Source organism: Acinetobacter sp. YH12027 (assembly GCF_013420085.1).
Lineage (GTDB): Bacteria > Pseudomonadota > Gammaproteobacteria > Pseudomonadales > Moraxellaceae > Acinetobacter > Acinetobacter amyesii.
The window spans coordinates 24,465-51,406 of the sequence record NZ_VOYW01000014.1; the positions used below are offsets into that span (position 1 = coordinate 24,465).

The following is a 26,942-nucleotide window of genomic DNA, read 5'->3' on the forward strand; positions in this document are numbered from 1 at the left end:
TTTATGATGTTTATTTGGCTATGAATGTGTTTGGTTTTTCTTCTGAGTACTACCATATTAAGATTGAAGAACTCCTTCAACTGCCTAATGCAAATATTCAAGTTACTCAAAACACTTTAGCGCAAATCGCGCCTGAAGATGTTTTCTTATTGATTGGGAAAGAATCCAAAAGTATACAAGATGTATTGTTTCGGGGTCGTGAAGCACTGATCCAAGCTAAGCAACAAGGTTTAACCCATTTTCCAACAAGGATCATGTTTGAACAACGCGCACCTCAACTGGGCATACTGGCACTAATTAAACCGATTCGTAAAAAATATTTAGATTATTCAACTCAAAGTTATGAAATTGCTTTAAACGATATTATTGACAATCATTTAGAACGAAATTTAAAAACTGAAGAAACTGCCTATAACTATAGCGATCGAAATAAATGGGGCGTTCCTAAAGATCAACGTCAAAGCCGTTTTCATGAGATTGATGAATCATTTAAAGATCATGGTTATGATAAAAATCATCCCATGGCGATTATGTTATGTCGAGGCTTAGGCGTAAAAGATAAATTGCATCAAGGTCATCATCGTATGTTTTTTTGTCGAAAGTACAATATTCGCTATGTACAAGTGCGATTTTTAGCAACCAATAGTTTTACAGGACATTTAAAAACATTTTTTTTATGGTTAAATAAAACTCTTAAGTACAAGCAAGTTAACTAAACATGTCTAAAGCATCTATTTCAGTTGTATTGACCCATTTTAACAAAGGCCCTCTTTTACAAAGAACCATTGAGTCCTTGCAACCTGACTTGCCTGAACTTTTAGAAATTATTGTGGCAGATGATGCCTCAACCGATCCAAATTGGGAAAGTTATTCCAAACAATTACAGCAACAATTTCCTAAAGTAAAGATCATTTATAATACTGATAATAAAGGTCCTGCAAATCGTCTGAATCAAGGTGCTGATGCAGCACAAGGCGATTATTTATTTTTTATGGATGCAGATGATGTTCTTGCACCGAATCGTTTAAAACAAATCGTAGAGCAAATGCAAGCTGAAAAATGTGATCTATTTTATGGCAATAAAGTCAAAATCCATAATCTAGTAAACATTCAGCAGTATCCACAAATGGATACTCAAAGCATTGAACGCCCATTGACTTATATGATTCAACACAACATTATGGAAATGTGTGTGATGTGTTCAAAACAGGTTTGGCAGACTGCTAAAGGCTGTAATTTAAAACTTTTTATCCAAGATGAATCTTTGGCTTTAGAGTTAGGTGTAGTTGCACAAAAACTATTGTTTACAGAAACTGCAACTGTTTTCGTGATTCTAGATGAAGAAGAAACCAAAACCAAACGTGGGAATAATCGTTTATCGCAAAATCTAAATCAGCAGCACCATGATATGTTTTTTACCATTTATGATTTTGTAAATGAGCATAATTTGGATCAAACTCAACAAAATTTATTAAAAAATAAAGCATTGTCTACCTATTGGAAAAGTTTAAAAGTTCGTGATCAGAAAAGCTTAAAAGAGTTTTTTTATTATGTACTTGCAAAGAGAAATCCCGAAAAATGGTGGGCAAGTCGAGCTGAAGAACTCAGAAGTTACTTCAGTCAACTCGATCATGTGCGTCGTCCAAACTAAATATCTATTTTAATGTTCTTCCAATTCAGCTTTTGAGCGTTCGGTATGTCTATTCCTAAAATTATTCACCAAATTTATTTACAAGGTGAAGCCAACATTCCTGAAAATATCAAAATATCAGTTTCAGAGCTGCGTCAACGAAACCCTGATTGGAATTATCGACTGTATGATGAATCTCAAATTTTAGAATATATTCAACAACATTATGATGACAATACTTTAAAGACCTATTTAAGTATTAATGAAAATTATGCCGCGGCACGTTCAGACTTTTTCCGTTATTTGCTGATCTATCAAGAAGGTGGCGTTTATTTAGATCTGAAAAGCTCATGTGCTGTGCCTTTTAATGACATTTTAAAGGCTGAGGATGAGTTTATAATCTGTGGTTGGGAAAATGAAGCTGGGCAACAATATCAAGGTTATGGCATCAACAAGCACCTGAAATCATTAAAATTTGGGGAATATCAGCAATGGAATATCATTGCTCAAGCACATTCTCCATTTTTAAAAGCGGTGATAGATGAAGTTAGTTTTCGGATTCGCGACTACACCCCTATGAAATATCACGTTGGACGCAAAGGCGTACTCAATACCACAGGTCCTATTCCCTATTCACTAGCGATTGAAAAAGTCATCCAAACACAACAACACAAATATCGTTATGAACGTTTTGCCAGTGAGTTTGGATTGATTTATATCAATGCGGACACGACCGTCGTCAACAAAAACCATTATCGTCTACAAATCAATCCTGTGGTGAAATTGAATATGCTCAACAACATACTTTATAAATTATGGCTATATGTGTTGCATCCTAGAAAAGCGTTAAAGCATAGAAAAGACTCTAAATAACTTCGTTATCAGTTGATTTTTAGAGAAATTTAGATGCAATATATTACTTCATTCTGTAGCACCAACCTCTTTGTACGAAAATAATTTTTTAACTTCTTTTACCTAATTTCATCCGTAATTTGACTGCAAACATACTGTCTTTACCACTGATTTTAATCCGTTTTAATTGCATAAAGTCGGGACTTAGGCCATCAATGCCCTCTTTGGTGGTCACAGCATTGCTATAACCTGCCTGCTCTGCTAAACGCACATCGCGCTCAGAATAAATGCCGAAAGGATAGGCAAAACTCTCTACGGGTTTTAATATTAAATTTTCTAAAGCTTGTTTAGATTCATCAAGCTCTTTCAAACACTCAGCATCATTTAATTTATCTAAATTGGCATGCGTTAATGTATGTGAACCAATTTCGACAATACCACTTTGTGCCAAAAAGCGAACTTGCTCATCATTCAGTTTAGGTTCTCGCGCTAACTCACCGCTATTGTGATGAGCTTTTTTATAGGTTGACCAGTCTCGGTCATGACGATCCACCACTACATAGATCGTCGCTTTAGCTTGATATTTTTCTAAGATTGGATAAGCATTTTCCAAATTATCCAGATAACCGTCATCAAATGTGATGGCAACAGTTTTTTCCGGATGCTGTCCCCAGTTTTGTTGCAACTCATGCATCGTCACAAAATGAAAACCCTCGGCTTTCATCCAAGCCACTTGCTTTTCAAACTCTTCAGGTTTCACCCTCAACTTATTAAATTTTGCACCATCAATGTGTTCGCGTACCATGTGATACATTAAGACGCGCGGTCTTTTCCAATCTACCGCTGGTTTCCACCATGCATATTTAAGACTAAATGCAATCATCAAAACCAACAGAAAAATGAATATATAAATCACGGTTACGACCAGTTATTTTGTCAAAAGATATGTTGCCACACGATCCGCTTCTTTAAAAGCACTAGGTTCAGTCAATTCCGAACTTGAAGTTGATAAAGAAACCAAGCCCTTTTGCAAAATCAAATCCACCGAACCTGTAATACGGTCCTCTTTCAAACGATCAATTTGAATCACCCCGACTTTACACCCCGCAGTCAGTGCCTCATAAATCATCGACACACTATCCCCTGTCACCCAGACGGCTTCGGCTTTTTGCATTTCCTTAAAAATCCAACCTTGCGGCGTTTGTTCCACTGGATAAATCTGAAGTTGCGCAGAAAAATTTTGTTGTTCCAATACGTTCAAAAATGCCTTCGGTGTACGACGAGAGGTGGTTAATATAATTTCTGCTTCTGGGTTATCTGCGGTTATGTGTTGGATTGAGTTAAGTACTTTTGCATCATTCCATTGATGGCGTTTCGACGAGCCACCTAAGGCAATCAAAATTCGCCCTTGCTGATGGCGCTGTTCATTCACAATTGGATTTAATGCACCTTGAGTGACCAACACTTTTTTGGATGCAGTAACCCCATCATGTTCTGGAATCACCGCATAATCAAACAAAGCAAAAGGTAGACTTGGTTTCATTAAAATAACGGTTTTAGCTTGTCGATAAACTTGTCCGAATAACCATACACGAAAATGAGTATGACTCCCGACACCAAAAATATAATTCGGCGCCTGATCCACACCTGCGACTTGATGACGAAATAGACCCGACAGCAATGTGCCGATCGGTAAATCATCAATTGAAATTTCTTGAAAAGTAACAGTCGATGTATATTGACGCTGCATAGCTTTAAATAACCCTAAGGCTTGTGAGCGATGTCCGGCTTTACCATCACTGACATAAACAATATGCATAGTCACTTTCCAATCTTTCAATAATCTAGGGCCATAAAAAAAGGCGAAACTTTCATTTCGCCTTTCCATCTTAACCGATCAACTTATTTTACGTAAGTTAACCAGTGTGCATATTTAGGGTCTTTACCCTGAACAGCATTAAAGAATGCAGTTTGAATTTGCTCAGTAATTGGGCCACGACGACCTTCACCAATTTGACGATCATCATATTCACGGATTGGTGTTACTTCAGCTGCTGTACCTGTGAAGAATGCTTCATCTGCAATGTAGAATTCATCACGTGTAATACGACGTTCAACCACTTCAAAGCCAAGGTCTTTAGCAATTGTAATGATTGTTTGACGTGTAATACCATCAAGTGCACCACCCGCAATATCAGGGGTATGAATCACACCATCACGTACAAGGAATACGTTTTCGCCTGAACCTTGACATACATAACCTTGTGGGTCGAGTAACATTGCTTCGTCATAGCCAGCATGTGCCACTTCTTGGTGTGCAAGAATTGACAAAGTATAGTTACCAGATGCTTTTGCTTTACACATGGTCACGTTTGGATGATGGTGCGTAAATGAAGACGTTTTAACACGGATACCCTTCGCCATCGCTTCATCACCAAGGTAAGCACCCCAGCTCCATGCAGCAACAACGGCATGAATTGTATTGTCAGTTGCTGCAATACCTAATTTTTCTGAACCAATAAAAATAATTGGGCGTAAATAGCAAGAAGCCAATTTATTTTCACGAACCACATCAATTTGAGCTTGTTCTAATGCTGCATGATCAAATGGGACTTTCATTTGATAAATTTTTGCAGAATTTAATAAACGCTTAGTGTGTTCTTTTAAACGGAAAATAGCCGTTCCATTCGGAGTTTCATAAGCACGGACGCCTTCAAACACACCCATGCTGTAATGCAATGTATGTGTTAATACGTGAGTTTTCGCCTCACGCCAGTCAACTAATTGTCCATCTTGCCAAATAAAACCATCACGATCAGCCAAGTTCATGGCACACACTCCAAATTTTTATACACAGTCATTTTTATCCAATGCAAACGTTGCAGTTGGATCAATTAATCTTTGCCATAGCTTGCAAACGACCACTCGGGTATCGTGCCAATCGTCAGCTGAAACTTGCATGGATTGATTCGCAAGTGCTAAACGGTGGCTCTCGGCTCGTTCACGGAGATAAGCTTGAATCAATGCTGTCGCGTCGGCGCTGGATAAGCAATCCGTTCTTGCGGCATCCTCAAGGATTCGTACGTTGTCAGAGTAATGGGCGAGATCGGGATTCGACCCACTCCATGCTAATACTGCATACTGTGCCATAAATTCGATGTCAACGATACCACCTGCATCTTGTTTTAAATGAAAAATTCCATCTTTTTGCTGCTCTTTAGAAGAACCTAGATGGTCTTTCATTTTTTGGCGCATTTTGAGCACTTCTGCACGAACATTGTTCTCATCTCGTGGCTGCGTCAAAATATTGCAGCGCAAGTTTTCAATTTCAATCCGTAAACTGTGCTCGCCTGCAATGGTTCTGGCACGTACCAAAGCTTGATGCTCCCAAACCCAAGCATTTTTATGTTGATATTGCTCAAAAGCTTTTAAGCTGGTCACCAATAACCCCGCCTCTCCCGAAGGTCGTAAACGTGTGTCCACTTCATACACTCGACCATCTAGGGTTTGCGTGGTCATTAAGGACATAAATTTTTGTGCCACCCGCATGGCAAATTCAAAGCCACTAATTGGTTTCTGTCCATCAGTATCGGCTTGTTCGTCCATATAGTGAATAAACACCAAATCCAAGTCCGAACCATAACCCAGCTCGATGCCACCCACCTTGCCATAGCCAATTACCGCGAAAGCCGTGTGATCAATCGAACAACGCTGCCCTTCTGCATCAATTGGATAGCCATGTTTTTTGGCAACAATTTGATATGCCAAATGCAAGGTTGCATTCACCGACACTTCAGCAATATCGGTCAATGCATCCGACACTTTCATCAACGGACTTTCTGCCAAAACATCACTAGCAGCTACTGCTAAGACATTGGATTTTTTAAATAATCGAAGAACACGCATTTGGTCTTCGACTTGATCAATTTCAATTCGAAGCAATTGCTGACGTAGAGAGTCTTCTAAATCTTTACGCTTTGGCAGCTCAAAATCCATCGACAAAAACTCGTCCAACAGCACGGGATAATGCGTCAATTCTTCGCAGATCCACGGACTCACTGTTGCCATTTTCACTAATCGTTGTAATGCCCCTTTGCTCTCAATCAGCATCACCAAATAGACCGTACGGCGCAGCACCGACTCCACCAAAGGCATGAGACGTAGTAAGGCCACCTGAGGTTTATCTGACTGTAATATCGCCTCAATAAGATGTGGCCAAAAGGTTTTTAAGCGCTGTACAGCTTTGGCAGGTAATTTTTTCAGCGAATGTCCATACCAAAATTCGTGAATTAAATTTTTGGCATCATCATCTAAAACATCATTTAACTGTGCTTCTAAATGACTAAAGCTTTCCAATAACGGATCGGGTTCTTTTTCTTTAATAAGATGTTCAAATTGGTAAATGACTTTGGCACGCTTCTGATTGAGTACATTCAAAAAGTCAACCCAAGATGCAAAACCTAAAGTATCTAAAATACGTTGGCGTGGTTCAGGCTCATGTGGCAACGATTGGGTTTGCTGATCATTGAGCGCTTGTATCGCATGTTCAATGCGACGTAAAAATAAATATGCATCTTCTAGATCAGCAACTGCGGTTTTTTCTAATAATCCAACTTCACCTAAATGATGCAGACTCACTAAACATTGACGGTCTTGCAACTCGAGTTTTGAACCGCCATAGATGAGCTGAAAGACTTGAACAATAAACTCAACTTCACGAATTCCGCCTGCACCGAGTTTAATATCATCTTCGATATTACGACGTAGCACTTCACGTTCGATCATGGCCTTCATTTCACGCATGGCTTCGAAAGCGGTGTAATCGACATATTTACGGAAGACGAAAGGTCGGGTCATTTCTAGTAACTCTGCGCCTTCTTTACCGCCCGTGACGATACGTGCCTTAATCCAAGCATAGCGCTCCCATTCACGTCCATGCTGGCTTAAATATTTTTCTAATGCCGCATGACTGATTGCCAAGGCAGAACCATCACCCCATGGGCGAAGGCGCATATCTACACGGAAGACAAAACCATCTGCCGTAATATGGTCAAGCAGGTAAATTAATTTTTGTCCCCACAAAATACAGAACTGCTGTACATCGATACATTTTCGACCATTGGTTTCGCCCTGTTCATCAAAGGCAAAAATAAGATCAATATCACTTGAAAGATTAAGTTCCTGTGCACCAAGTTTTCCCATGGCAACCACAATTAGGTCTTGAACTTTCCCCTTATAGCCTAGCGGTTCGCCATATTTCGCAATCAACGGATTCAGCGCAAAATCTTTTGCCGCACAGATGGACGCATCGGCAAAGTCTGAAAGCTCTCGAGTTAAGGTGACGACATCGGTGAGTTGATTGGCATCTTGCCAAATCCAACGAAACATCAGACGTGCGCGCAGCACACGAATTGCACGCATCCAGCTATTTTCATCTTGGATATCGGCAAGGCTGCTTGCGACAAAATGTTGAATTTGTGCTGTACTGAGCGAGGTTTGAAACTGATCAATTGCATAGTCTTGTTCTAAACTGGCCTGATGGATTCCGAGCACCTGTTCAGCATATTGACTGGCACGTAATGTTTTCTGCAATTGCTCCGTATTCATTTCACAAACCCTAGCGTGATTTTTTTCTAGTTATAACAGTTGATAACGCTTAGGGAAAAGTATTTTTAGGCTTTTATACCAATAGATGCGTATTAAAGTTCACTTAAGGTCGCATCTTTCTGTGCACTGCTGCTCTCGGTATTTAGGGTTTGATGCAGGCTCGTCGCCTGTGGCAACCAGACTTTAAATTGTGTGCCTTCACCTTCTTTCGAGTTCACCACAATTTCACCCTGATTTAAGTCCACAAAACGTTTACAAAGGACTAAACCCAACCCCGTACCACGTTCTCCTGCCGTACCTTTAATACTAACCGTCAGTTTTTGCTGAAATAAATCATCAATCTGAGCTTGGGTCATCCCCAATCCAGTATCTTGAATAGTGAATAAAATCCGTTCACCATCTTGTTCGGCAGAAATCGTCACCACACCTCGTCCATCGGTATGAGTAAATTTCAATGCATTTGACACCAAATTTTGCATCACTGATGTGATCATATTGATATCTGCATTGACTTTAATGCCTTCAGGCACGGCATTGATCAGTCGGATATTTTTCTTCACGGCCAAGCTATTTAAGACATCACTCACAATTTTTGCAGACTGATGCAAATCAAAATTAATCGGGTGATAAACAAAGCGACCACCTTCTGCCATAGCCCAGTTCAATAAGCTTTCTAAGAGGTTATACGTCGACTGTGTGGTGTCATATAAATAGTCTGCAATATTTTGCACACTTGAATCATCTAAGGTATTGCGCTCCTGCGCCAAAACTTCAGAAAAGCCCAATAGGCCATGAAATGGCGCTCTTAAATCATGAGCAATAATTTGGAAAAATTTAGTCTTACTAAAATTCAGTGCCGACTGCTGTTCATAAGCTTCTTTTAATTCGGCATTTTCAACGCGAAGTTGAATGATGTTGACTAGACTTTGTACAAATTCTTCAACGATCTTTAATTGTTTGGATTCAAATGCAGTGACTTGATCATCAAATAATATCACTTTACCGATAGATTCTTGGTCATATTTTAAATCGAAAGCGACTAAACGCTGATGCCCTAAACCCAGTTCCTGCATATAGTCGGAATAAGCTTGGTAATTTTCAGCGTCTCGGTCTATACGAGAATGTTCAGCAAAAAACTGATCGAGGCGATCATCATCAGCTTCGGCCATAAAGGCCTTAAATATGTGCTCTGACGCATACCATATATAAGGTTCATTTTTAAATGCGAGGACAGCATTATCGACTTGCACAATACCACGCGCAAACTTTAAAAATTCTGCAATGCGGTTGTCGTCCGTATAAACCCCCATCAATAAAGACAAACGACAGGCAGTTAATAATTCGGTTTGTGTACCAATATCCAGTAAACGTAAAGCCATCCCGTTGCTCTCCTCAGGGTTTATCTTAAAGATAAAAACCAACTGTTCTGTTCAAGATTAATAGCAAAAATAGCCCAAACACTCAATAACAAAACCCAACAAAAAAACAAACATCATTTACGAATGCGCTATTTAATCGAACTTTCATCCAATTAGAAAATAAAAATATCTATAAAGAACATAACATTAAAGGTAAAACAAAAATTAAAACAATAAAATTAGAAACTTAAATTAATTTAAATTTTATTGACTGTTTATTTTAAATCGTACTTTTCGCGTTTTATTCAAACTAAAAACATGACTAAAAGAAATATTCACTTACATAAGACCTAAAAAACTGGGTTTAATTTTCTTTAACTACATCACAAAAAATAGTGAGTTTTATGATTATTCTACGACCAGATTGCTCATCAGGATGCTCGTTTCAGTCAGCTACACTAAATGAATCTATTTTTAAGTTTTTCTATTAGACTAATTTATTAGTTTTTATCAGTTGTGTGTGTCATTTGAGCGTTAAACCATACCTGCTCGCTTTTACTTTATTAAACTGAGCTAAAGATTCGTTTCATGCTTCTACTGTACATGAACTCATTCACCCAAATGACTGAAGCTAAAAAATAGCCATGCCTTATTCATCAGATATATAAGTTATCGTATAAACATTCCGAGAGCGCTCAAAGTCAAACGTAGCATCAAACTCACGTCGTTCTTTTATAAAGTCACCAATCCTGACTAATTTTCGAACTTACGCACCAAATCTACACCTAAAAGCTAAGGCTTTCGGTTTGACCTGTCCTACGCTTTGCTTTACAACTAAATTTCGAACGAGCCATAAAGAACAGATCAGCCCCAAGAAAACGATATAAATTTAATTGTTCAATAGCTTTAAGCTATGAATAACAAGCTTTCAATATTCCCCTTCTCGGTTTTGCGCTAAAATTGGGCGTCAAACTGCACTTCTTTTGTATCATTTTTCTACGAAATGACCACATCACAGGATCTTGCGTTGACTGAAAAGCAATGAACCCCGATACTTTCATAGTTTTATTTAAGCAAATCGGTTCATAGAGGCGAGCCACAAGCTCGGACCTCAAAGACACAATCTAAAGCAAGGGGCTATATATGGCTGGTGGAAAGTCAACTATCATCTACACACTGACCGACGAGGCGCCATTATTGGCGACTTACTCTCTGCTGCCGATCATTGAAACCTTTACTAAACCTGCTGGCGTTGAAATCGTTAAACGCGATATCTCAGTTGCAGCACGTGTACTCGCTGAATTTTCAGACTACCTAAGCGAAGAACAAAAGGTGCCAAATAACTTGGCAGAGCTTGGACAATTAACCCAAGATCCAAGCACAAACATTATCAAACTTCCGAACATCAGTGCTTCAGTTGGCCAATTAACTGCTTGCATTAAAGAATTACAGTCTAAAGGTTTTGCAATTCCGAACTACCCAGAAAACCCAGCGACTGAGGAAGAAAAAGAAATCAAGGCACGTTATAGCAAATGCCTAGGTTCTGCTGTAAATCCTGTACTTCGTGAAGGTAACTCTGACCGTCGTGCGCCTACTGCAGTAAAAAATTACGCGAAGAAACATCCGCACTCTATGAGCGAATGGAAACAGTGGTCACAAACTCACGTTTCTCACATGGACGAAGGTGACTTCTACCACGGCGAAAAGTCTATGACTTTAGACCGCGCTCGCAATGTAAAAATGGAATTGATCACTAAGTCTGGTGAAACTATTGTTCTTAAGCCTAAAGTTGCGCTTCAAGACGGCGAAATCATCGACTCAATGTTCATGAGCAAAAAAGCACTTTGCGACTTCTATGAAAAAGAATTAGATGATTGTAAAGAAGCAGGCATTTTGTTCTCTCTACACGTAAAAGCGACCATGATGAAGGTGTCTCACCCAATCGTTTTCGGTCACTGTGTGAAGATTTACTACAAAGATGCATTCGAAAAACACGGCAAATTGTTTGATGAGTTAGGTATTAACATCAACAACGGTATGTCTGGTCTTTACGAAAAAATTGAAACTCTTCCGACTTCTCTTCGTGAAGAAATCATTGCTGACTTACATGCTTGCCAAGAACACCGTCCTGCACTTGCAATGGTTGATTCTGCAAAAGGCATCACTAACTTCCACTCACCTAATGACGTCATTGTAGATGCATCTATGCCCGCAATGATCCGTGGTGGCGGTAAAATGTGGGGTGCTGACGGCAAACAGTACGACTGTAAAGCTGTAATGCCTGAATCTACTTTCGCGCGTATCTACCAAGAAATGATCAATTTCTGTAAATGGAATGGTAACTTTGACCCACGCACTATGGGTACTGTACCTAACGTTGGTTTGATGGCGCAAAAAGCTGAAGAATACGGCTCACACGACAAAACTTTCGAAATCGCTGAAGCGGGTGTTGCAAACATCACCGACCTAGAAACTGGTGAAGTGTTGATGTCACAAAACGTGGAAGAAGGCGATATCTGGCGTATGTGTCAGGTGAAAGACGCACCGATCCGCGACTGGGTGAAATTGGCTGTAACTCGTGCACGCAACTCAGGAATGCCTGCGATCTTCTGGCTTGACCCGTACCGTCCACACGAAAACGAACTCATCAAGAAAGTTCAAACTTACTTGAAAGAGCACGACACTACTGGTTTAGACATTCAAATCATGTCTCAAGTCCGTGCAATGCGTTATACACTTGAACGTGTTGCTCGCGGCCTAGATACAATTTCTGTAACTGGTAACATCCTACGTGACTACCTCACAGACTTGTTCCCGATTATGGAATTGGGTACTTCTGCGAAAATGCTTTCTATCGTGCCCCTAATGGCTGGTGGCGGCATGTACGAAACTGGTGCGGGTGGTTCTGCGCCTAAACACGTACAACAACTTGTAGAAGAAAACCACTTACGTTGGGACTCTTTAGGTGAGTTCTTGGCACTTGCTGTTTCTCTAGAAGAAATGGGCATCAAAGAAGACAACGCGAAAGCTAAACTTCTTGCAAATACACTTGATGCTGCGACTGGTAAATTGCTTGACAATGACAAGTCTCCATCACGTCGTACTGGCGAACTTGACAACCGTGGCAGCCACTTCTACCTTGCTAAATACTGGGCTGAAGAACTTGCTGCGCAAGACGAAGATGCAGATCTTAAAGCGAAATTCGCTCCTCTTGCTCAAGCACTTGCTGAAAACGAAGAAAAAATCGTTGCAGAACTTGCTGAAGTTCAAGGTAAAGCTGCGGACATCGGTGGTTACTACGCTGTAGATACAGCAAAAGTAAATGCTGTAATGCGTCCAAGCGCAACTTTGAATGCTGCTCTTGATGCTGCTCAATAAGTTGATGCAAAACTAACGTAAGTTAGTGATGTAAAAAAACCAGCACTTCGGCGCTGGTTTTTTTTACCCTCATTTCTATAGTATTATGACAACTCTTTCATTTAATACTTTGCTCTAAATTTTATGAATGTGAGCTATCAAAGGTAGGCTTTTTCATCCAACTACAGCCATAAAATAAGGAAAACCTAAAATGGCAAATTCATGGGGAATACCAAAGCACATAGAAGATGCGGTCTCGGAGCGAGACCTGTGCTGTGTATATTGCGGCAAAAAGTTTGGCACTGAAAGAGCCAACAAGAAGTCTTGGGAACACATTATCAACGATATAAGAATTACAACCTTAACCAATATTGCATTGTGCTGTGTTGGCTGCAATGCATCTAAAGGCAATAAAGACTTAGCAACTTGGTTCCACTCTGAGAATGCTCGAAAAAGAGGTGTCAACACTGAGACAATTGCAGATGTCATCAAAGTAGCTTTAGATAGTTAATAAATCTTTTAAATACTACAAGCCCTATAAGACACCCGATCAATCACATTTGATTATTGTATTGATCTAATAATTTAAGCTTAGCATCTGATTCCACCATGAGTACCCAAACAAAATTCAGGTACTCATTTTACGAAGTGACCACCTGAAACGTGGCTAGTGAAATCATTGGAAATTTTCTAGGAATTTTATATAATTCATTACTTTTAGACATAAAAAAACCCCAAGTCTTAATAAGCTTGGGGTCTTTTAGAATTTTGGTCCCGAGGGTCGGACTCGAACCGACACATCATCTCTGATAGTGGATTTTGAATCCACCGCGTCTACCAATTTCACCACCTCGGGAAGGTGTTGAAACGTATAATAAACTGTTTCAAAAACTTGTCAACGCATGATGTTCTCATTTGATTAAAAATAAACCGTATAAGAATTTTTAGATGGATAATCCATCAATTTCAGCGTTAAAACTCAAAAAAGCTTATACTAAGCCAAATTTCATTATCCCCTTTTCAGATTTTTTAACATGCAACTTTCTGACTTTAACTTCAATCTCCCTGACGAACTCATTGCCCGTTATCCGCTTGAAACACGTAGTGCATCACGCCTACTCCATCTCGACCTGAATGGCGAATATCACGACCATCATTTCACTGACATTTTAGACTTGCTCAATGAAGGCGACTTATTGGTACTGAACGATACCAAAGTGATGAAAGCTCGCTTAAAAGGCAAACGCGCAACAGGCGGTGCAGTTGAAGTCTTGGTTGAACGTATTCTTGACCCGAAAACCGCGCATTGCCACATTAAAGCCAGCAATACGCCTAAACAAGGTGCGGAATTATTTATTGGTCCAGACGAAGTTAAAGTGACCGTTCAAGGCCGTCATGAAAACTTATTTGTTGTGGAATTTTCACAGCCTATTTTACAAGTTTTAGATTTATACGGTGCTTTACCGATTCCGCCTTACTTTAACCGTGAAGCAGAAGCGATTGATACCGAACGTTACCAAACTGTTTTTAACGATCCGACCAAATTGGCTTCAGTTGCAGCACCAACAGCAAGCTTACATTTTGATGAAGCGCTACTCAAAAAATTGGCAGACAAAGGCGTAAATAAAACCTTTGTTACCTTGCATGTGGGTGCTGGTACATTCTTACCCGTGCGCACCAATGACATTGAAAATCACATCATGCACAGCGAATGGTGTGACGTATCAGAAGAATCTATGGCTTTAATCCGTGAGACAAAAGCACGTGGCAATAAAGTCATTGCTGTCGGTACTACAGCGACTCGTGCGACTGAAAGTGCCGCTCAAGCCAATGGCGGCGAACTCAAGGGTTGGACTGGTGATACACAAATCTTTATCTACCCAGGTTATGAGTTCAAAGTAGTCGATCGTTTAATTACCAACTTCCATTTACCTGAATCTACCTTGCTCATGTTAGTGTCAGCGTTGTCTAATCGAGACAATATTTTGAATGCCTATCACCATGCCGTCGAAAGCCAATATCGCTTCTTTAGTTATGGTGATGCGATGTTAATTGATAATATTAACCACAAATAAAATTACGCCGAAATCATCCCTATGCCGATCGATTCTGTAAAGCACTCCATCCATATTCGTCGTAAGAAGAATGCTGTGGTTTTTCAGAATATCGCTCGGCTCTGGGATATAGGCCGAAACGCCAAAACACACCAAGAGCTCCTCGATGGACTGCATCCATGGAATGCTCCCATTACACTCAAATTTGAAAATTTACTCCCCCTAGCTTTAGCTGCGTTGGGTATCGGCTTCATGCTGTTCATCGTGATTCAGCCCGATCATGGCTGGGCACAGCTTTGCTTTGCTGCGGGGTTGGCCATGGTGTTCTGGGCTTATATTAGCTATGAAAAAGATGACCCGCTCGAAGATGTTATTGCGTTTTTGGAAACCGAATGCATCGCAAAAAAATACCAATTGGCTTTTAACCGACAGCCTCAATACATTTCGATGCCACTGAATAATCTACAATTTATTGGCAATCTTAAACGTATGTTCCCCGTGTTTAAACAAGGCAGCCTTTCGAATGATATTCAGACCTTCGCGAGCACCGTTTGGGAAGACGAAAATCAGCAACAGCATCAAGTCATGGTCTTTCATTATCACTATGTGAATGAACTGAAAGTACGTGACAAAGACGGTGATGAAGTCACGGTGAAAGAAATTCATAAAGACCTGTGGGGCGTATTTGTTTTTGATATTGGCATCCATGGACTAGCCGTATCTGCAACAGGTAAAAACTTTGGCTATCCCTATAGTTTTCCTTGGCATAGCAGCGACATTCAAACCAATCAAAAATTAAAGTTTTATGGCGATAACCAAATGGAAATGGCTAAATTACTCAGCCCGGGATTTGTCCTCCGACTAGCGGATTTTTTTCAAAACCGTGAAGGTGATCTGCTATTTCATCCGAGCCACCGAATAATGTGCTATCTTGGCTCTACAGATTTATTTAAAGTCAGTAGTAAAGCAAAACGAATTCAGGATGTTTCGACATTGCGTGGACATCTCAGAACCTTTAAATTAAATGCTTTAGAAAATTTGAAAAACGATTTAACGCAGTTTTTAAAATAGATTTCATACAATAATGTTTTAACTTACGACCTTTTATCTTGAGGATAAAATTTTATGGGGCTTTTGATCTTTGTTTTAATCATCATTGCATTGGTGATTGGTGCAATCATGATTCGCAACAATATTGTCCGACATCACAATGCAACCATTCGTGCATGGTCAGATGTAGCTAGCTATGAACGTCAAAAAATCAAAATTTTAGATGGATTACAGCCTTTGGTTGAGCAATATTCCAATTTTGAACAAGGGACTTTGGCAAAAGTCACTGAACTCCGTCAAAACATTATGAATTTGAACGTAAACAGTACCGATGTCAGCCAATTACAGCGTATTGAAGCCTTAAATCAAGATCTAATGCGCAGCCTGAATGTTGTGGTTGAAAACTATCCAGAGCTCAAAGCCAATGATATTTATCTGAAAATGATGAATGAAATTGAAGAACAAAACGAAAATGTCGGTGCGGCGATTACTATTTTTAACCGCAACGTTGAGTTGTTCAACAACCACATTCAAGTGTTTCCTAACAATATTATTAATACGCTATTGCTGAGTAAAAAAGCGGTTCGCCCTTTCCGCGATCAAGCTGCCAGCCAAAATTTTGATTATCGTCCGAACTTTTAAGTTCGGGCTTTAATGTACAAAAGTAAAAAAAATAATGATGAGGTGATCAAGCACCTCCAAAACTAGAAAGAAAAATAAAATATGCAAAATCAAATTAATGCACTGAAAAATGTGCTGATTCAGGAGTTTTTCAAACTCTATGAGCAGCACCAAGACGACCATATTTACGCATGTACATTGGCGTTCAATCCCTATTTATCCATAGACTATATCGCAGTCTCTACGCAGCGTAGTATTTTTGCCGAAGATGAAGATTCTGCTCAATATCTTGCAGCGCATGATCGATGGAATGTGTCGAAATGGCGCTATCGTAGCCTACTGGCTTTAAGTCAAGACTTGGCGCAGTTTAAACTGACATCTGTAAATGAAGTGGGCCATTTAAACCTTGATCCATCTTCTATAAAAATTACGATAAAGTCTGAATCGGCTAACCATCTTTCAATCTTGCTCAATGCCATACAACAAACAAAATTCGACTTGGTTCAGTCCTACGGCATAGAACTGGACAATATTCTGTTTTTTATCACGGTCCCGACACAGCCCGAAATAGAAATTTATTCAGCTCAGGTTTTAAATCCTCCAAGTACACAACTTGACGATTTTCTCAAATCCAAACAACCCCTCAAGCTCGACAGTTTACCCAAGCGTATGAAGCTGTCTCAGTATGATAAAGACCTGCTGATTGATTTGGCTCAAATCGTTGAAATACAACCTTATAACTATTTACATGTAGCCAATGAAGTCTATCTTTTAAGCTTAGAAAAAAGCTATGCGAGCACGAATCCCTATATTCAAAAGCTCATTGACAGCATCGTGGCCATGACATCGGACCCGAAAGGTACGTTTGCGATGGATAAAGAAGAAATTTTGCAGCGAATTAACCAGTTCTATTTTAATGCCAAGAGTTCAGATGAAGCCTTGTCACAAGACGCAATCTATAAATTTACAGACTTAACACCCGACAAAGCTAGCGTTTAACCGCAGAATCAAGGAAAATAGAGCACTTTTAGCACTCTTACCATCAGCGAACTGTTTTTTCGCCTTGATCTGGACCTTGTATGAAGTTTGAAAAATTGGCGCAATCGGGCCGTGCTCGTCGCGGCCGTTTAACCCTTGAACATGGCGTTGTTGAAACACCTATGTTCATGCCTGTCGGTACTTACGGTACTGTAAAAGGCATGCTCCCACGTGACATTAAAGAAATTAAATCCCAAGTTATTTTGGGCAATACCTTCCATTTATATCTACGTCCAGGCCTAGATGTTATTCGTGAACATGGTGGCTTACACCAATTCATGAAATGGAATAACCCGATTTTGACAGATTCAGGTGGTTTCCAAGTCTTCAGCCTTGGCGCTATGCGCAAAATTAAAGAAGAGGGCGTGACTTTCCGCTCTCCGATTGATGGCTCTAAAGTCTTTTTATCTCCTGAAATTTCGATGGATATTCAGCACACGCTGAATTCAGACATCGTGATGATTTTTGATGAATGTACGCCTTATCCTGCGACACATGAAGAAGCGCAAAAATCATTGCAGCTTTCATTACGTTGGGCGAAACGTTGTAAGACTCAACATCATGACGTGCTGAAAAACCGTAATGCCCTGTTTGGTATTATCCAAGGCGGCATGTACGAAGATTTACGTGATGAATCTTTAAATGGTCTGAAAGAAATTGATTTTGATGGTTATGCCATTGGCGGCTTGTCTGTTGGCGAACCTAAAGAAGAAATGATCAAAGTATTGGATTATCTTCCAGAGAAAATGCCTGCGGATAAACCACGTTACTTGATGGGAGTCGGTAAACCAGAAGATATCGTAGAAGCGGTTCGTCGCGGTGTCGATATGTTTGACTGTGTGATGCCAACTCGAAATGCACGTAATGGTCATTATTTTGTGACTGACGGTTTAGTGCGTATTCGTAATGCCAAATATCGTCATGATCAAAGCCCGCTTGACCCACATTGCGACTGCTATACCTGTACAAACTTCACCAAATCTTATCTCTTCCATCTTGAGAAATGCGGCGAAATGCTCGGTTCGATGCTCGGTACTATTCATAACTTACGTTATTACCTGCGTCTGACTGAAGCGATGCGTGATGCTCTCGATCATGGCACTTTTGATGAGTTTGTTGAAGACTTTTATCGTCGTCGCGGCATGGAAGTGCCACCTTGTCCTCAAGATTAATTCTTTCAGCATTTGCGCTGAAGAAAAAGACAAGGTAAATTGCTGAACAAGTCCAATTTATTTATCAAAGTATTGATAACCAGTTTTTTTAGTTTAGGAAAATGAAATGAGCCTTTTTATTTCTACTGCTCACGCGGCAGGTGAAGCTGCACAGCAACCAAGCATGATGGCAAACCTGTTGATGATTGCGGTATTTGTCGCAATCTTCTACTTCTTGATCTGGCGCCCTCAATCAAAACGTGCAAAAGAACATCGTGCACTAATTGAAAGCCTTGGCGTTGGCAGTGAAGTTGTTTTTGCGGGCGGTTTAATGGGTAAAATCACAAAAATCGAAGGTGATTTTGCAGTTATTGAACTGAACCGTGGCGTAGAAGTAAAAGTACAACGCGCAAGTGTGATTTCAGTTCTGCCTGAAGGCACTCTAAATAACCTTTAATCAAAAAATAAGTCGTGCACCCGCACGGCTTTTTTCATTTTAAGAAGAAAACGAATGCGTTACCCAGCATGGAAATATCTACTGATTCTAGTGGTACTAGTCATCAGTACATTATATGCCCTGCCAAGTTTGTATCCTGATGAACCTGCTGTTCAAATTTCAGGTGCCAAAGCCGGTACCCAGATTGACCAAAGCATCGTACAAAAAGCAGAGCAGATTTTAAAATCTGAAAATATTGCCAGCCATGACAATAGCTTCACCAATAATGCCGCTTTATTACGTGTTGATTCGAGCGAACAACAATTAAAAGCGAAAGAAGCACTGCGTCGTGGGCTCGGTGAAAATTATGTCGTCGCACTGAACCTTGCGCCCACTACACCAGAATGGCTACAAAAAATTGGTGCTAAACCAATGAAGCTGGGTCTGGATTTACGTGGTGGTGTACATTTCCTACTTGAAGTGGATATGGATAAAGCCATTTCACAACGTATGGAAACGTCTGCGGCTGACTTACGTCGCCAACTTCGTGACAATAAATTAAAATTCAATAGCTTATCTTTGAACAACAACACCATTACGATGCAATTTGCAAATAATGATGACCGTTCTGCAGCTATGGATTTCCTTCGTCGTAACGGCAATGAATATACTCAACAAGCGGTTGCAACAACTGAAGGTTCGACTCTTCGTCTAAGCTACACAGATACACGTAAACAAGAAATTCAGTCTTATGCTGTCAACCAAAACTTAACAACTTTACGTAACCGTATTAACGAGTTAGGTGTAGCGGAAGCATTAGTACAAACTCAAGGTAGCAACCGTATTGTGGTTGAATTACCGGGTGTACAAGATACTGCTGAAGCAAAACGTGTACTTGGTCGTACTGCAAACCTTGAGTTCCGCTTAGTTTCTGACTTAAATGATCAATATATCGATCCTTACACAGGTCAAGCAAAAGGCTCATTACCGCCAGGTACAGAAGCATTTGCTTATGAATCTTTGGACAGCGGTCGTCAATTATTGCTTAACCGTAACCGTATCTTAACAGGTGAACGTGTACAAAATGCGTCATCAGGCTTTAGCCAAGATACAGGTGGTGCTGAAGTAAATATTACTTTGGATACTGCGGGCGGTAAGTTGATGTCTGAAGCCACTCGTAATGCTGTAGGCAAACGAATGGCTGTTCTGTTCATCGAGAACAAACAAAAAATTAGTTATATTGCAGATCCTACAACAGGCACACAAACTGAAGTTCGTACACCTTATACCGAATCTGTGGTCATCAATGCGGCAACGATTCAAGCCGTATTGGGTTCTCAGTTCCGTATTACTGGTCTGGATTCACCTCAAGAAGCGTCTGAACTTGCATTGATGCTACGTGCAGGTGCATTGGCAGCGCCAATGTACTTCGTGGAAGAACGTGTGATTGGTCCGAGTCTCGGTCAAGAAAACATCGACAAAGGCGTATTATCAACTCAAATCGGTTTCTTATTGGTTGCGATTTGGATGGTGGTCTTCTTCCGTGTGTTCGGTTTGATTGCCAACTTTGCTCTCGTGGTTAACCTTGCCATGATTTTAACCATCATGTCTTGGATTGGCGCGTCCCTCACCCTTCCGGGTATTGCAGGTATCGTGATTACCATTGGTATGGCGGTCGACGCCAACGTACTGATCTGTGAGCGGATACGAGAAGAAATTAAATGGGGTGCCTCGCCGAAACAGGCGATTGTTGCGGGTTATGATCGTGCGTATAACACCATCTTTGACTCCAACTTAACCACATTCTTGGTTGCTTTCATTCTGTTTGCAATTGGTACAGGCCCGATTAAAGGCTTCGCGGTTACCCTAATGATTGGTATTGTGTGCTCGATGTTCACAGCGATTACCGTGACACGTGCAATCGTACAAATCATTTATGGTAAAAAACGTAACCTGAAGAAGTTGAGCATTTAGGAGATCGAAGATGACTGAAAATACTCAACCGAAACAATACGGCCGTCCGGACAACGAGCGCATTATTCCGTTTATGAAGATTGCCAAACCGGCAGCCTTGATATCGATTGTCTTAACGCTCGCAAGTATCTTTTTTATTTGCACCAAAGGTCTAAACCTCGGTTTGGACTTTACTGGCGGTGTAGCAGCAGAGTTGAACTATAGTCAACCAGTAAAATCTACCGATGTGAGCTCAGCGCTGACAAAAGCTGGTTTTAAAGATCCTGTAGTACAAACCTTAGGATCTGACCGCGACCTGATGGTTCGTATGCCAGTTCAAAAAGACATTGAAGCTGAAGACTTAACCAAAGCCATTACAACTGCTGCTCAATTGCCAGGCAATAAAGCAGAAGTACATAAAGTTGATGTGGTTGGTGGTCAAGTCGGTAATGAACTCTATGTGCGTTCTGCGGGCGCTGTAGGTCTTGCCCTACTGCTCATGCTGGTTTATGTCACTATTCGCTTTGAGTTCAAACTTGCAATGGGTGCTGTATTGTCTTTATTCCACGATATCGTGGTGACCATTGGTATCTTTGCCATGATGCAGTGGCCGTTTGACTTAACAGTTTTGGCTGCGCTACTCGCGATTATTGGTTTCTCGCTCAACGATAACATCGTTGTATCTGACCGTATTCGTGAAAACTTCCGTAAGATTCGCGGTGCTGAACCTCTTGAAGTTGTGAACAGTGCTTTGACTGAAACACTTCGCCGTACCATTCACACCTCTATGACACTGTTACTGGTTGTTGTGGCGATGATGGTACTGGGCGGTGATGGTCTGAAATGGTTCTCTGTTGCAATGTTTGTTGGTGTATTTGTGGGTACATATTCATCAATCTACATTGGTACAGCCTTCGCGTTATGGCGTGGCCTGAACCGTCAAGACTTCATTGTACAAGTGAAGCCTGAATTTGAAGAAGAAGAGATTCCTTAAGCTTTTCAACTTATAGTTCAGATCAAAACCCATCTTCGGATGGGTTTTTTTATGGCGTATTTATATAAATTTATATGAATAGTATTAAGCTGAAAATCAGCCTATTTCCACACTCTAAATTCTATTTTTCAATGCTGAAAAATTTGAATGTCTGGGAATGCAAAACCGTTGCAGGACAGCGCTGAACGCCACGAAACTGTTAACATCGTGCTGGGTAATAAAAAGTTTTGATACGCAAAAGTCCCAATTTCTGGATGGCTGCATATCCCGCCATTGTGCATGGGATGTATCTGCGTATCCAATTCGTTCAAACTTATACGAATACTCAGGCCAGAAGCCTTTAATACGGCCTCTTTGGTGGTCCACACTTTAAACCAGTATTCATCTGAATTGTCCGCCTGCCCCCAGTTTGCCAACTCATTGGGATGAAAAGCATGGCGCGCTAAAGCATCAAAACGCATCTTGCGCGCTAAGTCTTCCACGTCTACGCCTATATCATGATTATGACTGCTGATTGCCAAAGCATAATGGTGCTGGCTATGCGAGTGATTAAAGGCAAGCGCTGCTGTTTGGGCTAAATAAGGTTTACCAAATTCAGTCTTTAAAAAATCTGTGTCTTGCACGGGCCGCTGCATGGCTTCTGAAAGATGTAAATTGCGCTGCTGATAAATTTGCTGTTTTTTATAGGCCTGATAAGCGCGCATATCAGAAAATGCATCGCGCGTTAAAGGCGCAAGTTGAGCAATGGCATTTATAGCACTTGAATGGTTCTTGGCTTATTCATGCCCTGCTCAGCTTGATGTTTATGTTTAAAATACAGTAATCACTTAAAATTTAACGATATCACCTTTCAGCGCTACGCCTGCAATCGCAGTTCCTTTCGCGCATTGATATGTGGTGGTGCTGCGAGTTTCATTTGACTTGTAGAAACTCACCAAGTTAGTTACTGCATTCGCGCCTTTGGCTTTAGCGGTATTTTGGAATTGAATCAATGCAGAACGCAGTACATGGTCACATGAGCTTTCTGCAGATTTGGCAAACCCGTTGGTTTTTTTATTGGTGACTAAACCTTTTTCAATGACTTTACCACCAGATTTTGTCCCTGCCAGATAAAATTTCACAGAACCATCTAGCGTACCTTCAGCAACTGCACGATCAACAGCTTCTTTGAAATTAAAATCATGCATGGCATCTGCTGCATGCACAACGGTCATTGCCCCTGCCATCAATACAGCTGCAGCACAGATATTTTTCAATATCATTATTTTTCCCTCTTTTTTAAATTAAACCTGTTTAAATATCAAGGAGGTATTAATCCCTCCAAATGCAAAATTGTTGCTCATCAGCATGTGCGTTTCTGCTGAACGCATTTCATTGACGATATAATCCAAATCGCCGCAGTCGCTGTCAAGCTGTTCTAAATTTAAAGTCGGCACCAGCTGTTTACGGTGCATCATTTCAATACTCAGCCACGCTTCAATCGCGCCGCAAGCACCTAGCGTATGCCCAAAATAACTCTTTAAGGAGCTGATCGGCTTCTTGCCTAATATGCGCGCTGTCGCTTGAGTTTCAGCGACATCACCTTGATCGGTAGATGTACCGTGCGCATTCACATAATCAATTTCTGAGGCATCTACCTGCGCATCTTTCAGTGCCAGCTCCATGCAGCGTCCCATCATCTCAGAATCTGGGCGTGTTACATGCTGACCATCGGTATTGGTTCCATAACCAATAATTTCTGCATAAATGTTCGCGCCGCGTGCTTTGGCATGTTCATATTCTTCTAAAATCAGACAGCCTGTACCCTCGCCCACCACCAAACCATCACGCTTTGCATCAAAAGGACGTGGAGTTTTTTCTGGGCTGTCATTTTGCGTACTGGTGGCCAGCAGCACATCAAACACCGCAGAACCAGCAGCGCTCAGCTCTTCTGCTCCGCCTGCAATCATCACGGTCTGCTTGCCGTATTTAATGGCTTCATAAGCCTGACCAATCGCCATAGAGCCTGAAGTACAGGCACTGGATGTTGGCAAGGTCTGTCCTTTCAAACCAAAATACACCGTCATATTGACTGCGCTGGTATGCGACATCATGCGAATATAGGTCGTCGCATTCAGCTTGTTCATATTATTATCCAGCAGCATGGCGCCAAACTCACCGACCGCATCAACACTGCCAGCAGATGAACCAAAGGCCACACCCGCTTCGCCGCTATGCAGAATTTCATGGTTGAGCAGGCCAGCATCTTCCAGCGCTTTTTCTGCGCAGACCACAGACATTAAGGCTACACGCCCCATGCCGCGAGTCACCTTACGGTTAAAATGCTTGGGAACGGTAAAGCTCTCTACAGGACCCCCCAGCTTACTGCGTAGATCACCATAGATTTCCCAATCTGGCATGTAGCGGATGCCGCTTTTGCCTGCTGCAAATTGTTCAAAAATTTGATCTGCAGTTTCACCCAATGAAGTGATACCTGACATGCCTGTAACAACTACACGTTTCATCAAATCAGTCCTCCATTTACCGAAATCACTTGGCGGGTAATATAGCTGGCATCATCACTGCATAAAAACTTAACCGTTTTTGCCACTTCATCCACTTGCCCCATGCGCTGCATTGGAATCATTTTCAATGCATGTTCTTTGACTTCTTCTATCACCATTTCAGTTTCAATTAAACCTGGTGCTACACAATTCACAGTAATTTTTCGTTTTGCTAATTCCAGTGCCAATGCTTTGGTTGCACCAATTAAGCCTGCTTTGGCAGCGCTGTAATTGACTTGCCCGCGGTTGCCCATCACGCCAGAAACGGAAGATAAAGTGACAATACGGCCGCCTTTTTTCAAACGGATCATCGGCATCATCAATGGCTTAAGCACATTGTAAAAACCATTCAGTGAGGTCGATACCACCTCATCCCAATCATCATCGGTCAAAGCTGGAAAAGCGCCATCACGGGTTAAGCCAGCATTCAGCACCACACCATAAAATGCGCCATGCTCAGCCATATTCTGTTCTAAAATTGAGGCTATATTTTCACGGTCATTCACATCAAACATCAACACATGACTGCTTTGTCCCATGGCCTGAATTTCTTGCGCTACCTGCTCCGCTTCCTGCTGACGAGACCGCGCATGCACAGTGATATCAAAACCAGCTTTTGCCAATTCCAAAGCAATTGCCTTACCTATACCGCGGCTGGATCCTGTTACTAAAATTCTTCTACTCACGTTCATTTCCCAATCGCGTCATTCATATTTTCTGGTTCAAATACACTCAGCATGGCGCTAAAGCGATGTTCTTGATATTCAATTTCACAATTAAACTGGCCTAGACCTTCGTGCAGATAGCTCTGCTCAACTCGAATACGCACGGTATTGCCCACAGCGAAATATGGACAGGGCAACTGCATTTTACGTGTACCCAATAAAAAGCCGACTTTAGGCGGCAAGCCTTTCGTTTGCCCTTTATGTCCCGCATAGGCACTGATGGTTTGCGCCATTAATTCAATGCTGCTCCATGTCGGCAAACCTTCTGCTTCACAAAACATCAACTCAGGTCGAATCTGCAATTCTGCAATGGCATAACTGTCATTGGCTTCAATCAAATGATCTACAAAAACCATCGGTTGTTCATGCGGAATAAACTGTACGGCATCCATCATGGCAAAACGGTTCCTAAAATTAAACTGATATTGCTGCCGCCAAAGGCAAAGGAGTTGCTCATTACATAATGCATCGGCTGCGCTGCATGGCTATTCAAAACATAATTCTGCTGAGCCAAAGCAGGGTCTAATTCACCTGCGTGATGTAAAGGCAGCCAAGATTGATCTAACAGCACCTGCTGGCAAATAAAAGCTTCAATCGCACCTGCCGCACCTAGGCAGTGACCCGTTTTGTGTTTGGTGCTGCTCAGCGCAACTGGATAATCTGCAAAAACGGTCTGCACCGCTTTAATTTCCATGAGGTCATTTTGCGGAGTAGACGTGCCATGCAAATTCAAATAGCTAATATCTGTAGCATTTAAATCAGCAGCATCCAATGCTTTTTGCATCGCTTCTGCCGCACCTCGCCCTTCTGGATGCGGCGCAGAAATATGCCATGCATCCATAGATTCACCACTTGACAGTAGCATCACTGGAGCCGAGTCTTTGGACAATAAAAATAATGCCGCCGCTTCACCAATATTGATGCCGTCACGGTGTGCGCCGCAAGGCTGGCAAATAGAGCTGGATAAGCTTTCCAAACTGTCAAAACCATTCAAAGTCAATTTGCACAAAGTATCTACACCGCCAACTAAAACGGCATCTGCTAGATCTGCATTCAGCAGGCGCTGCCCTGCAGCCATGGCTTTGGCTGCCGAAGAACAGGCAGTTGAAATGGTATATGCAGGACCTTCCCAGCCCAAGTACTGCTGCAGTGATTTCGCCACACAGCCCATTTCCTGTTTATGATGGCTAATCGGCTCTGCAGAAAGTTGCTGAAAATGCGCCTTTAATATTGCTTCATTATCGGCAATGCCTGAAGTCGAAGTGCCAACAATGACTGCAAGGCGCTGCTTTGCAAATTGTGCTGTATAGGCGCGAATATCAGCCTCTATTTGCCGCAAAGCCGTTAAAGCAAATCTTAAATTACGCGAATCTGCAAACTGCAAATGTTCTGGTATGTTTTGCCCTAAGGATGCAGCAGAAGCCCCCACCCAAACCGTGCGCTCCGCGATTAAATCTTGACGCTGCGTTAATGTATTGCCTGCTGTGCACAGTGCATTTTTCAATTCACTGGCATTTTCCCCCAAAGAAGACAAAGCCGCGCTGAACTGTATCCCCACAGCAGAATGGCGCAT

General features: G+C 41.3%; 24 protein-coding genes and 1 tRNA gene. 13 read left to right on the forward strand and 12 right to left on the reverse strand.

Features of this window, described 5'->3' with window-relative positions:
* The first annotated feature begins 20 nt into the window (after nucleotides 1–20).
* Genes FTT94_RS06635 through FTT94_RS06645 form a run of 3 tightly spaced genes read left to right on the forward strand, consistent with a single transcriptional unit; the run spans nucleotide 21 to nucleotide 2,503 of the window.
* Entirely contained in the window at nucleotides 21–716 is a 696-nt protein-coding gene (locus tag FTT94_RS06635; protein WP_180170488.1) for a hypothetical protein, read from the forward strand.
* 2 nt (nucleotides 717–718) lie between these two features.
* Nucleotides 719–1,651 carry a glycosyltransferase family 2 protein gene (locus tag FTT94_RS06640; RefSeq protein ID WP_180170461.1) on the forward strand — a complete coding sequence of 311 codons (933 nt, stop codon included), beginning with the start codon at nucleotides 719–721 and terminating at the stop codon, nucleotides 1,649–1,651.
* 45 nt (nucleotides 1,652–1,696) lie between these two features.
* Nucleotides 1,697–2,503: a glycosyltransferase family 32 protein gene (locus FTT94_RS06645; protein ID WP_180170462.1), complete on the forward strand. Its 807-nt coding sequence runs from the start codon at nucleotides 1,697–1,699 to the stop codon at nucleotides 2,501–2,503.
* A gap of 88 nt (nucleotides 2,504–2,591) precedes the next feature.
* On the opposite strand, the gene FTT94_RS06650 is transcribed toward FTT94_RS06645, so the two are convergent.
* The 5 genes from FTT94_RS06650 to FTT94_RS06670 all read right to left on the reverse strand — a co-directional run bounded on the left by FTT94_RS06650 (nucleotide 2,592) and on the right by FTT94_RS06670 (nucleotide 9,468).
* Nucleotides 2,592–3,398 (reverse strand): polysaccharide deacetylase family protein, encoded by an 807-nt coding sequence (locus FTT94_RS06650; protein ID WP_180170463.1) that lies wholly within the window; start codon nucleotides 3,396–3,398, stop codon nucleotides 2,592–2,594.
* A 12-nt stretch (nucleotides 3,399–3,410) separates the two neighbouring features.
* On the reverse strand, nucleotides 3,411–4,301 hold the full coding sequence (locus tag FTT94_RS06655) for an ELM1/GtrOC1 family putative glycosyltransferase (protein ID WP_180170464.1): 891 nt from the start codon (nucleotides 4,299–4,301) through the stop codon (nucleotides 3,411–3,413).
* Nucleotides 4,302–4,384: 83 nt separating this feature from the next.
* Complete coding sequence (locus FTT94_RS06660; protein WP_180163281.1) at nucleotides 4,385–5,311, reverse strand: branched-chain amino acid transaminase; 927 nt, start codon at nucleotides 5,309–5,311, stop codon at nucleotides 4,385–4,387.
* A gap of 18 nt (nucleotides 5,312–5,329) precedes the next feature.
* A complete protein-coding gene (gene glnE / locus FTT94_RS06665) occupies nucleotides 5,330–8,089 on the reverse strand; it encodes a bifunctional [glutamate--ammonia ligase]-adenylyl-L-tyrosine phosphorylase/[glutamate--ammonia-ligase] adenylyltransferase (RefSeq protein WP_180170465.1) in 2,760 nt (919 codons plus the stop codon).
* 92 nt (nucleotides 8,090–8,181) lie between these two features.
* Nucleotides 8,182–9,468: a sensor histidine kinase KdpD gene (locus FTT94_RS06670; protein ID WP_180170466.1), complete on the reverse strand. Its 1,287-nt coding sequence runs from the start codon at nucleotides 9,466–9,468 to the stop codon at nucleotides 8,182–8,184.
* Between the two features lie 1,122 nt (nucleotides 9,469–10,590).
* Here FTT94_RS06670 and FTT94_RS06675 point away from each other — a divergent pair.
* Both FTT94_RS06675 and FTT94_RS06680 read left to right on the forward strand, forming a co-directional pair.
* Complete coding sequence (locus tag FTT94_RS06675) at nucleotides 10,591–12,825, forward strand: NADP-dependent isocitrate dehydrogenase (RefSeq protein ID WP_180170467.1); 2,235 nt, start codon at nucleotides 10,591–10,593, stop codon at nucleotides 12,823–12,825.
* A 190-nt stretch (nucleotides 12,826–13,015) separates the two neighbouring features.
* Nucleotides 13,016–13,315, forward strand: coding sequence for an HNH endonuclease (locus tag FTT94_RS06680; protein ID WP_168378735.1), 300 nt, complete (start codon nucleotides 13,016–13,018; stop codon nucleotides 13,313–13,315).
* A 258-nt stretch (nucleotides 13,316–13,573) separates the two neighbouring features.
* Here FTT94_RS06680 and FTT94_RS06685 read toward each other — a convergent pair.
* Nucleotides 13,574–13,660 (reverse strand) — tRNA-Leu (locus FTT94_RS06685).
* A gap of 178 nt (nucleotides 13,661–13,838) precedes the next feature.
* On the opposite strand from FTT94_RS06685, the gene queA reads away from it, so the two are divergent.
* The 8 genes from queA to secF all read left to right on the forward strand — a co-directional run bounded on the left by queA (nucleotide 13,839) and on the right by secF (nucleotide 22,101).
* Nucleotides 13,839–14,879 carry a tRNA preQ1(34) S-adenosylmethionine ribosyltransferase-isomerase QueA gene (gene queA, locus FTT94_RS06690; protein WP_180170468.1) on the forward strand — a complete coding sequence of 347 codons (1,041 nt, stop codon included), beginning with the start codon at nucleotides 13,839–13,841 and terminating at the stop codon, nucleotides 14,877–14,879.
* A 21-nt stretch (nucleotides 14,880–14,900) separates the two neighbouring features.
* Nucleotides 14,901–15,929, forward strand: a complete 1,029-nt coding sequence (locus FTT94_RS06695) for a hypothetical protein (protein ID WP_111885816.1) — start codon at nucleotides 14,901–14,903, stop codon at nucleotides 15,927–15,929.
* 54 nt (nucleotides 15,930–15,983) lie between these two features.
* Entirely contained in the window at nucleotides 15,984–16,550 is a 567-nt protein-coding gene (locus FTT94_RS06700; RefSeq protein WP_078191268.1) for a LemA family protein, read from the forward strand.
* An 81-nt stretch (nucleotides 16,551–16,631) separates the two neighbouring features.
* A complete protein-coding gene (locus FTT94_RS06705; RefSeq protein ID WP_111885817.1) occupies nucleotides 16,632–17,528 on the forward strand; it encodes a DUF4303 domain-containing protein in 897 nt (298 codons plus the stop codon).
* Nucleotides 17,529–17,608: 80 nt separating this feature from the next.
* Nucleotides 17,609–18,739, forward strand: a complete 1,131-nt coding sequence (gene tgt / locus FTT94_RS06710; RefSeq protein WP_078194179.1) for a tRNA guanosine(34) transglycosylase Tgt — start codon at nucleotides 17,609–17,611, stop codon at nucleotides 18,737–18,739.
* Nucleotides 18,740–18,845: 106 nt separating this feature from the next.
* Nucleotides 18,846–19,175 (forward strand): preprotein translocase subunit YajC, encoded by a 330-nt coding sequence (gene yajC / locus FTT94_RS06715; protein ID WP_111885818.1) that lies wholly within the window; start codon nucleotides 18,846–18,848, stop codon nucleotides 19,173–19,175.
* Nucleotides 19,176–19,229: 54 nt separating this feature from the next.
* Nucleotides 19,230–21,128, forward strand: a complete 1,899-nt coding sequence (secD, locus tag FTT94_RS06720; RefSeq protein WP_180094866.1) for a protein translocase subunit SecD — start codon at nucleotides 19,230–19,232, stop codon at nucleotides 21,126–21,128.
* Between the two features lie 10 nt (nucleotides 21,129–21,138).
* Nucleotides 21,139–22,101, forward strand: coding sequence for a protein translocase subunit SecF (gene secF / locus FTT94_RS06725; protein ID WP_180102843.1), 963 nt, complete (start codon nucleotides 21,139–21,141; stop codon nucleotides 22,099–22,101).
* A gap of 128 nt (nucleotides 22,102–22,229) precedes the next feature.
* Here the strand turns inward: secF and FTT94_RS06730 are convergent, their stop codons facing one another.
* The 6 genes from FTT94_RS06730 to FTT94_RS06755 form a co-directional block, all read right to left on the reverse strand.
* Nucleotides 22,230–22,805: a 4'-phosphopantetheinyl transferase superfamily protein gene (locus tag FTT94_RS06730; RefSeq protein ID WP_180170469.1), complete on the reverse strand. Its 576-nt coding sequence runs from the start codon at nucleotides 22,803–22,805 to the stop codon at nucleotides 22,230–22,232.
* Between the two features lie 123 nt (nucleotides 22,806–22,928).
* Nucleotides 22,929–23,363 (reverse strand): excinuclease, encoded by a 435-nt coding sequence (locus FTT94_RS06735; RefSeq protein WP_180134495.1) that lies wholly within the window; start codon nucleotides 23,361–23,363, stop codon nucleotides 22,929–22,931.
* A gap of 21 nt (nucleotides 23,364–23,384) precedes the next feature.
* On the reverse strand, nucleotides 23,385–24,605 hold the full coding sequence (locus tag FTT94_RS06740; RefSeq protein ID WP_111885822.1) for a beta-ketoacyl-ACP synthase: 1,221 nt from the start codon (nucleotides 24,603–24,605) through the stop codon (nucleotides 23,385–23,387).
* Entirely contained in the window at nucleotides 24,605–25,330 is a 726-nt protein-coding gene (locus FTT94_RS06745; RefSeq protein WP_180039864.1) for a 3-ketoacyl-ACP reductase FabG2, read from the reverse strand. The genes FTT94_RS06740 and FTT94_RS06745 overlap by 1 nt, the downstream gene beginning before the upstream one ends.
* A 2-nt stretch (nucleotides 25,331–25,332) precedes the next feature.
* Complete coding sequence (locus tag FTT94_RS06750; protein WP_111885823.1) at nucleotides 25,333–25,764, reverse strand: 3-hydroxylacyl-ACP dehydratase; 432 nt, start codon at nucleotides 25,762–25,764, stop codon at nucleotides 25,333–25,335.
* Entirely contained in the window at nucleotides 25,761–26,942 is a 1,182-nt protein-coding gene (locus FTT94_RS06755) for a beta-ketoacyl-[acyl-carrier-protein] synthase family protein (protein ID WP_111885828.1), read from the reverse strand. Before FTT94_RS06755 ends, FTT94_RS06750 begins: the two co-directional genes overlap by 4 nt.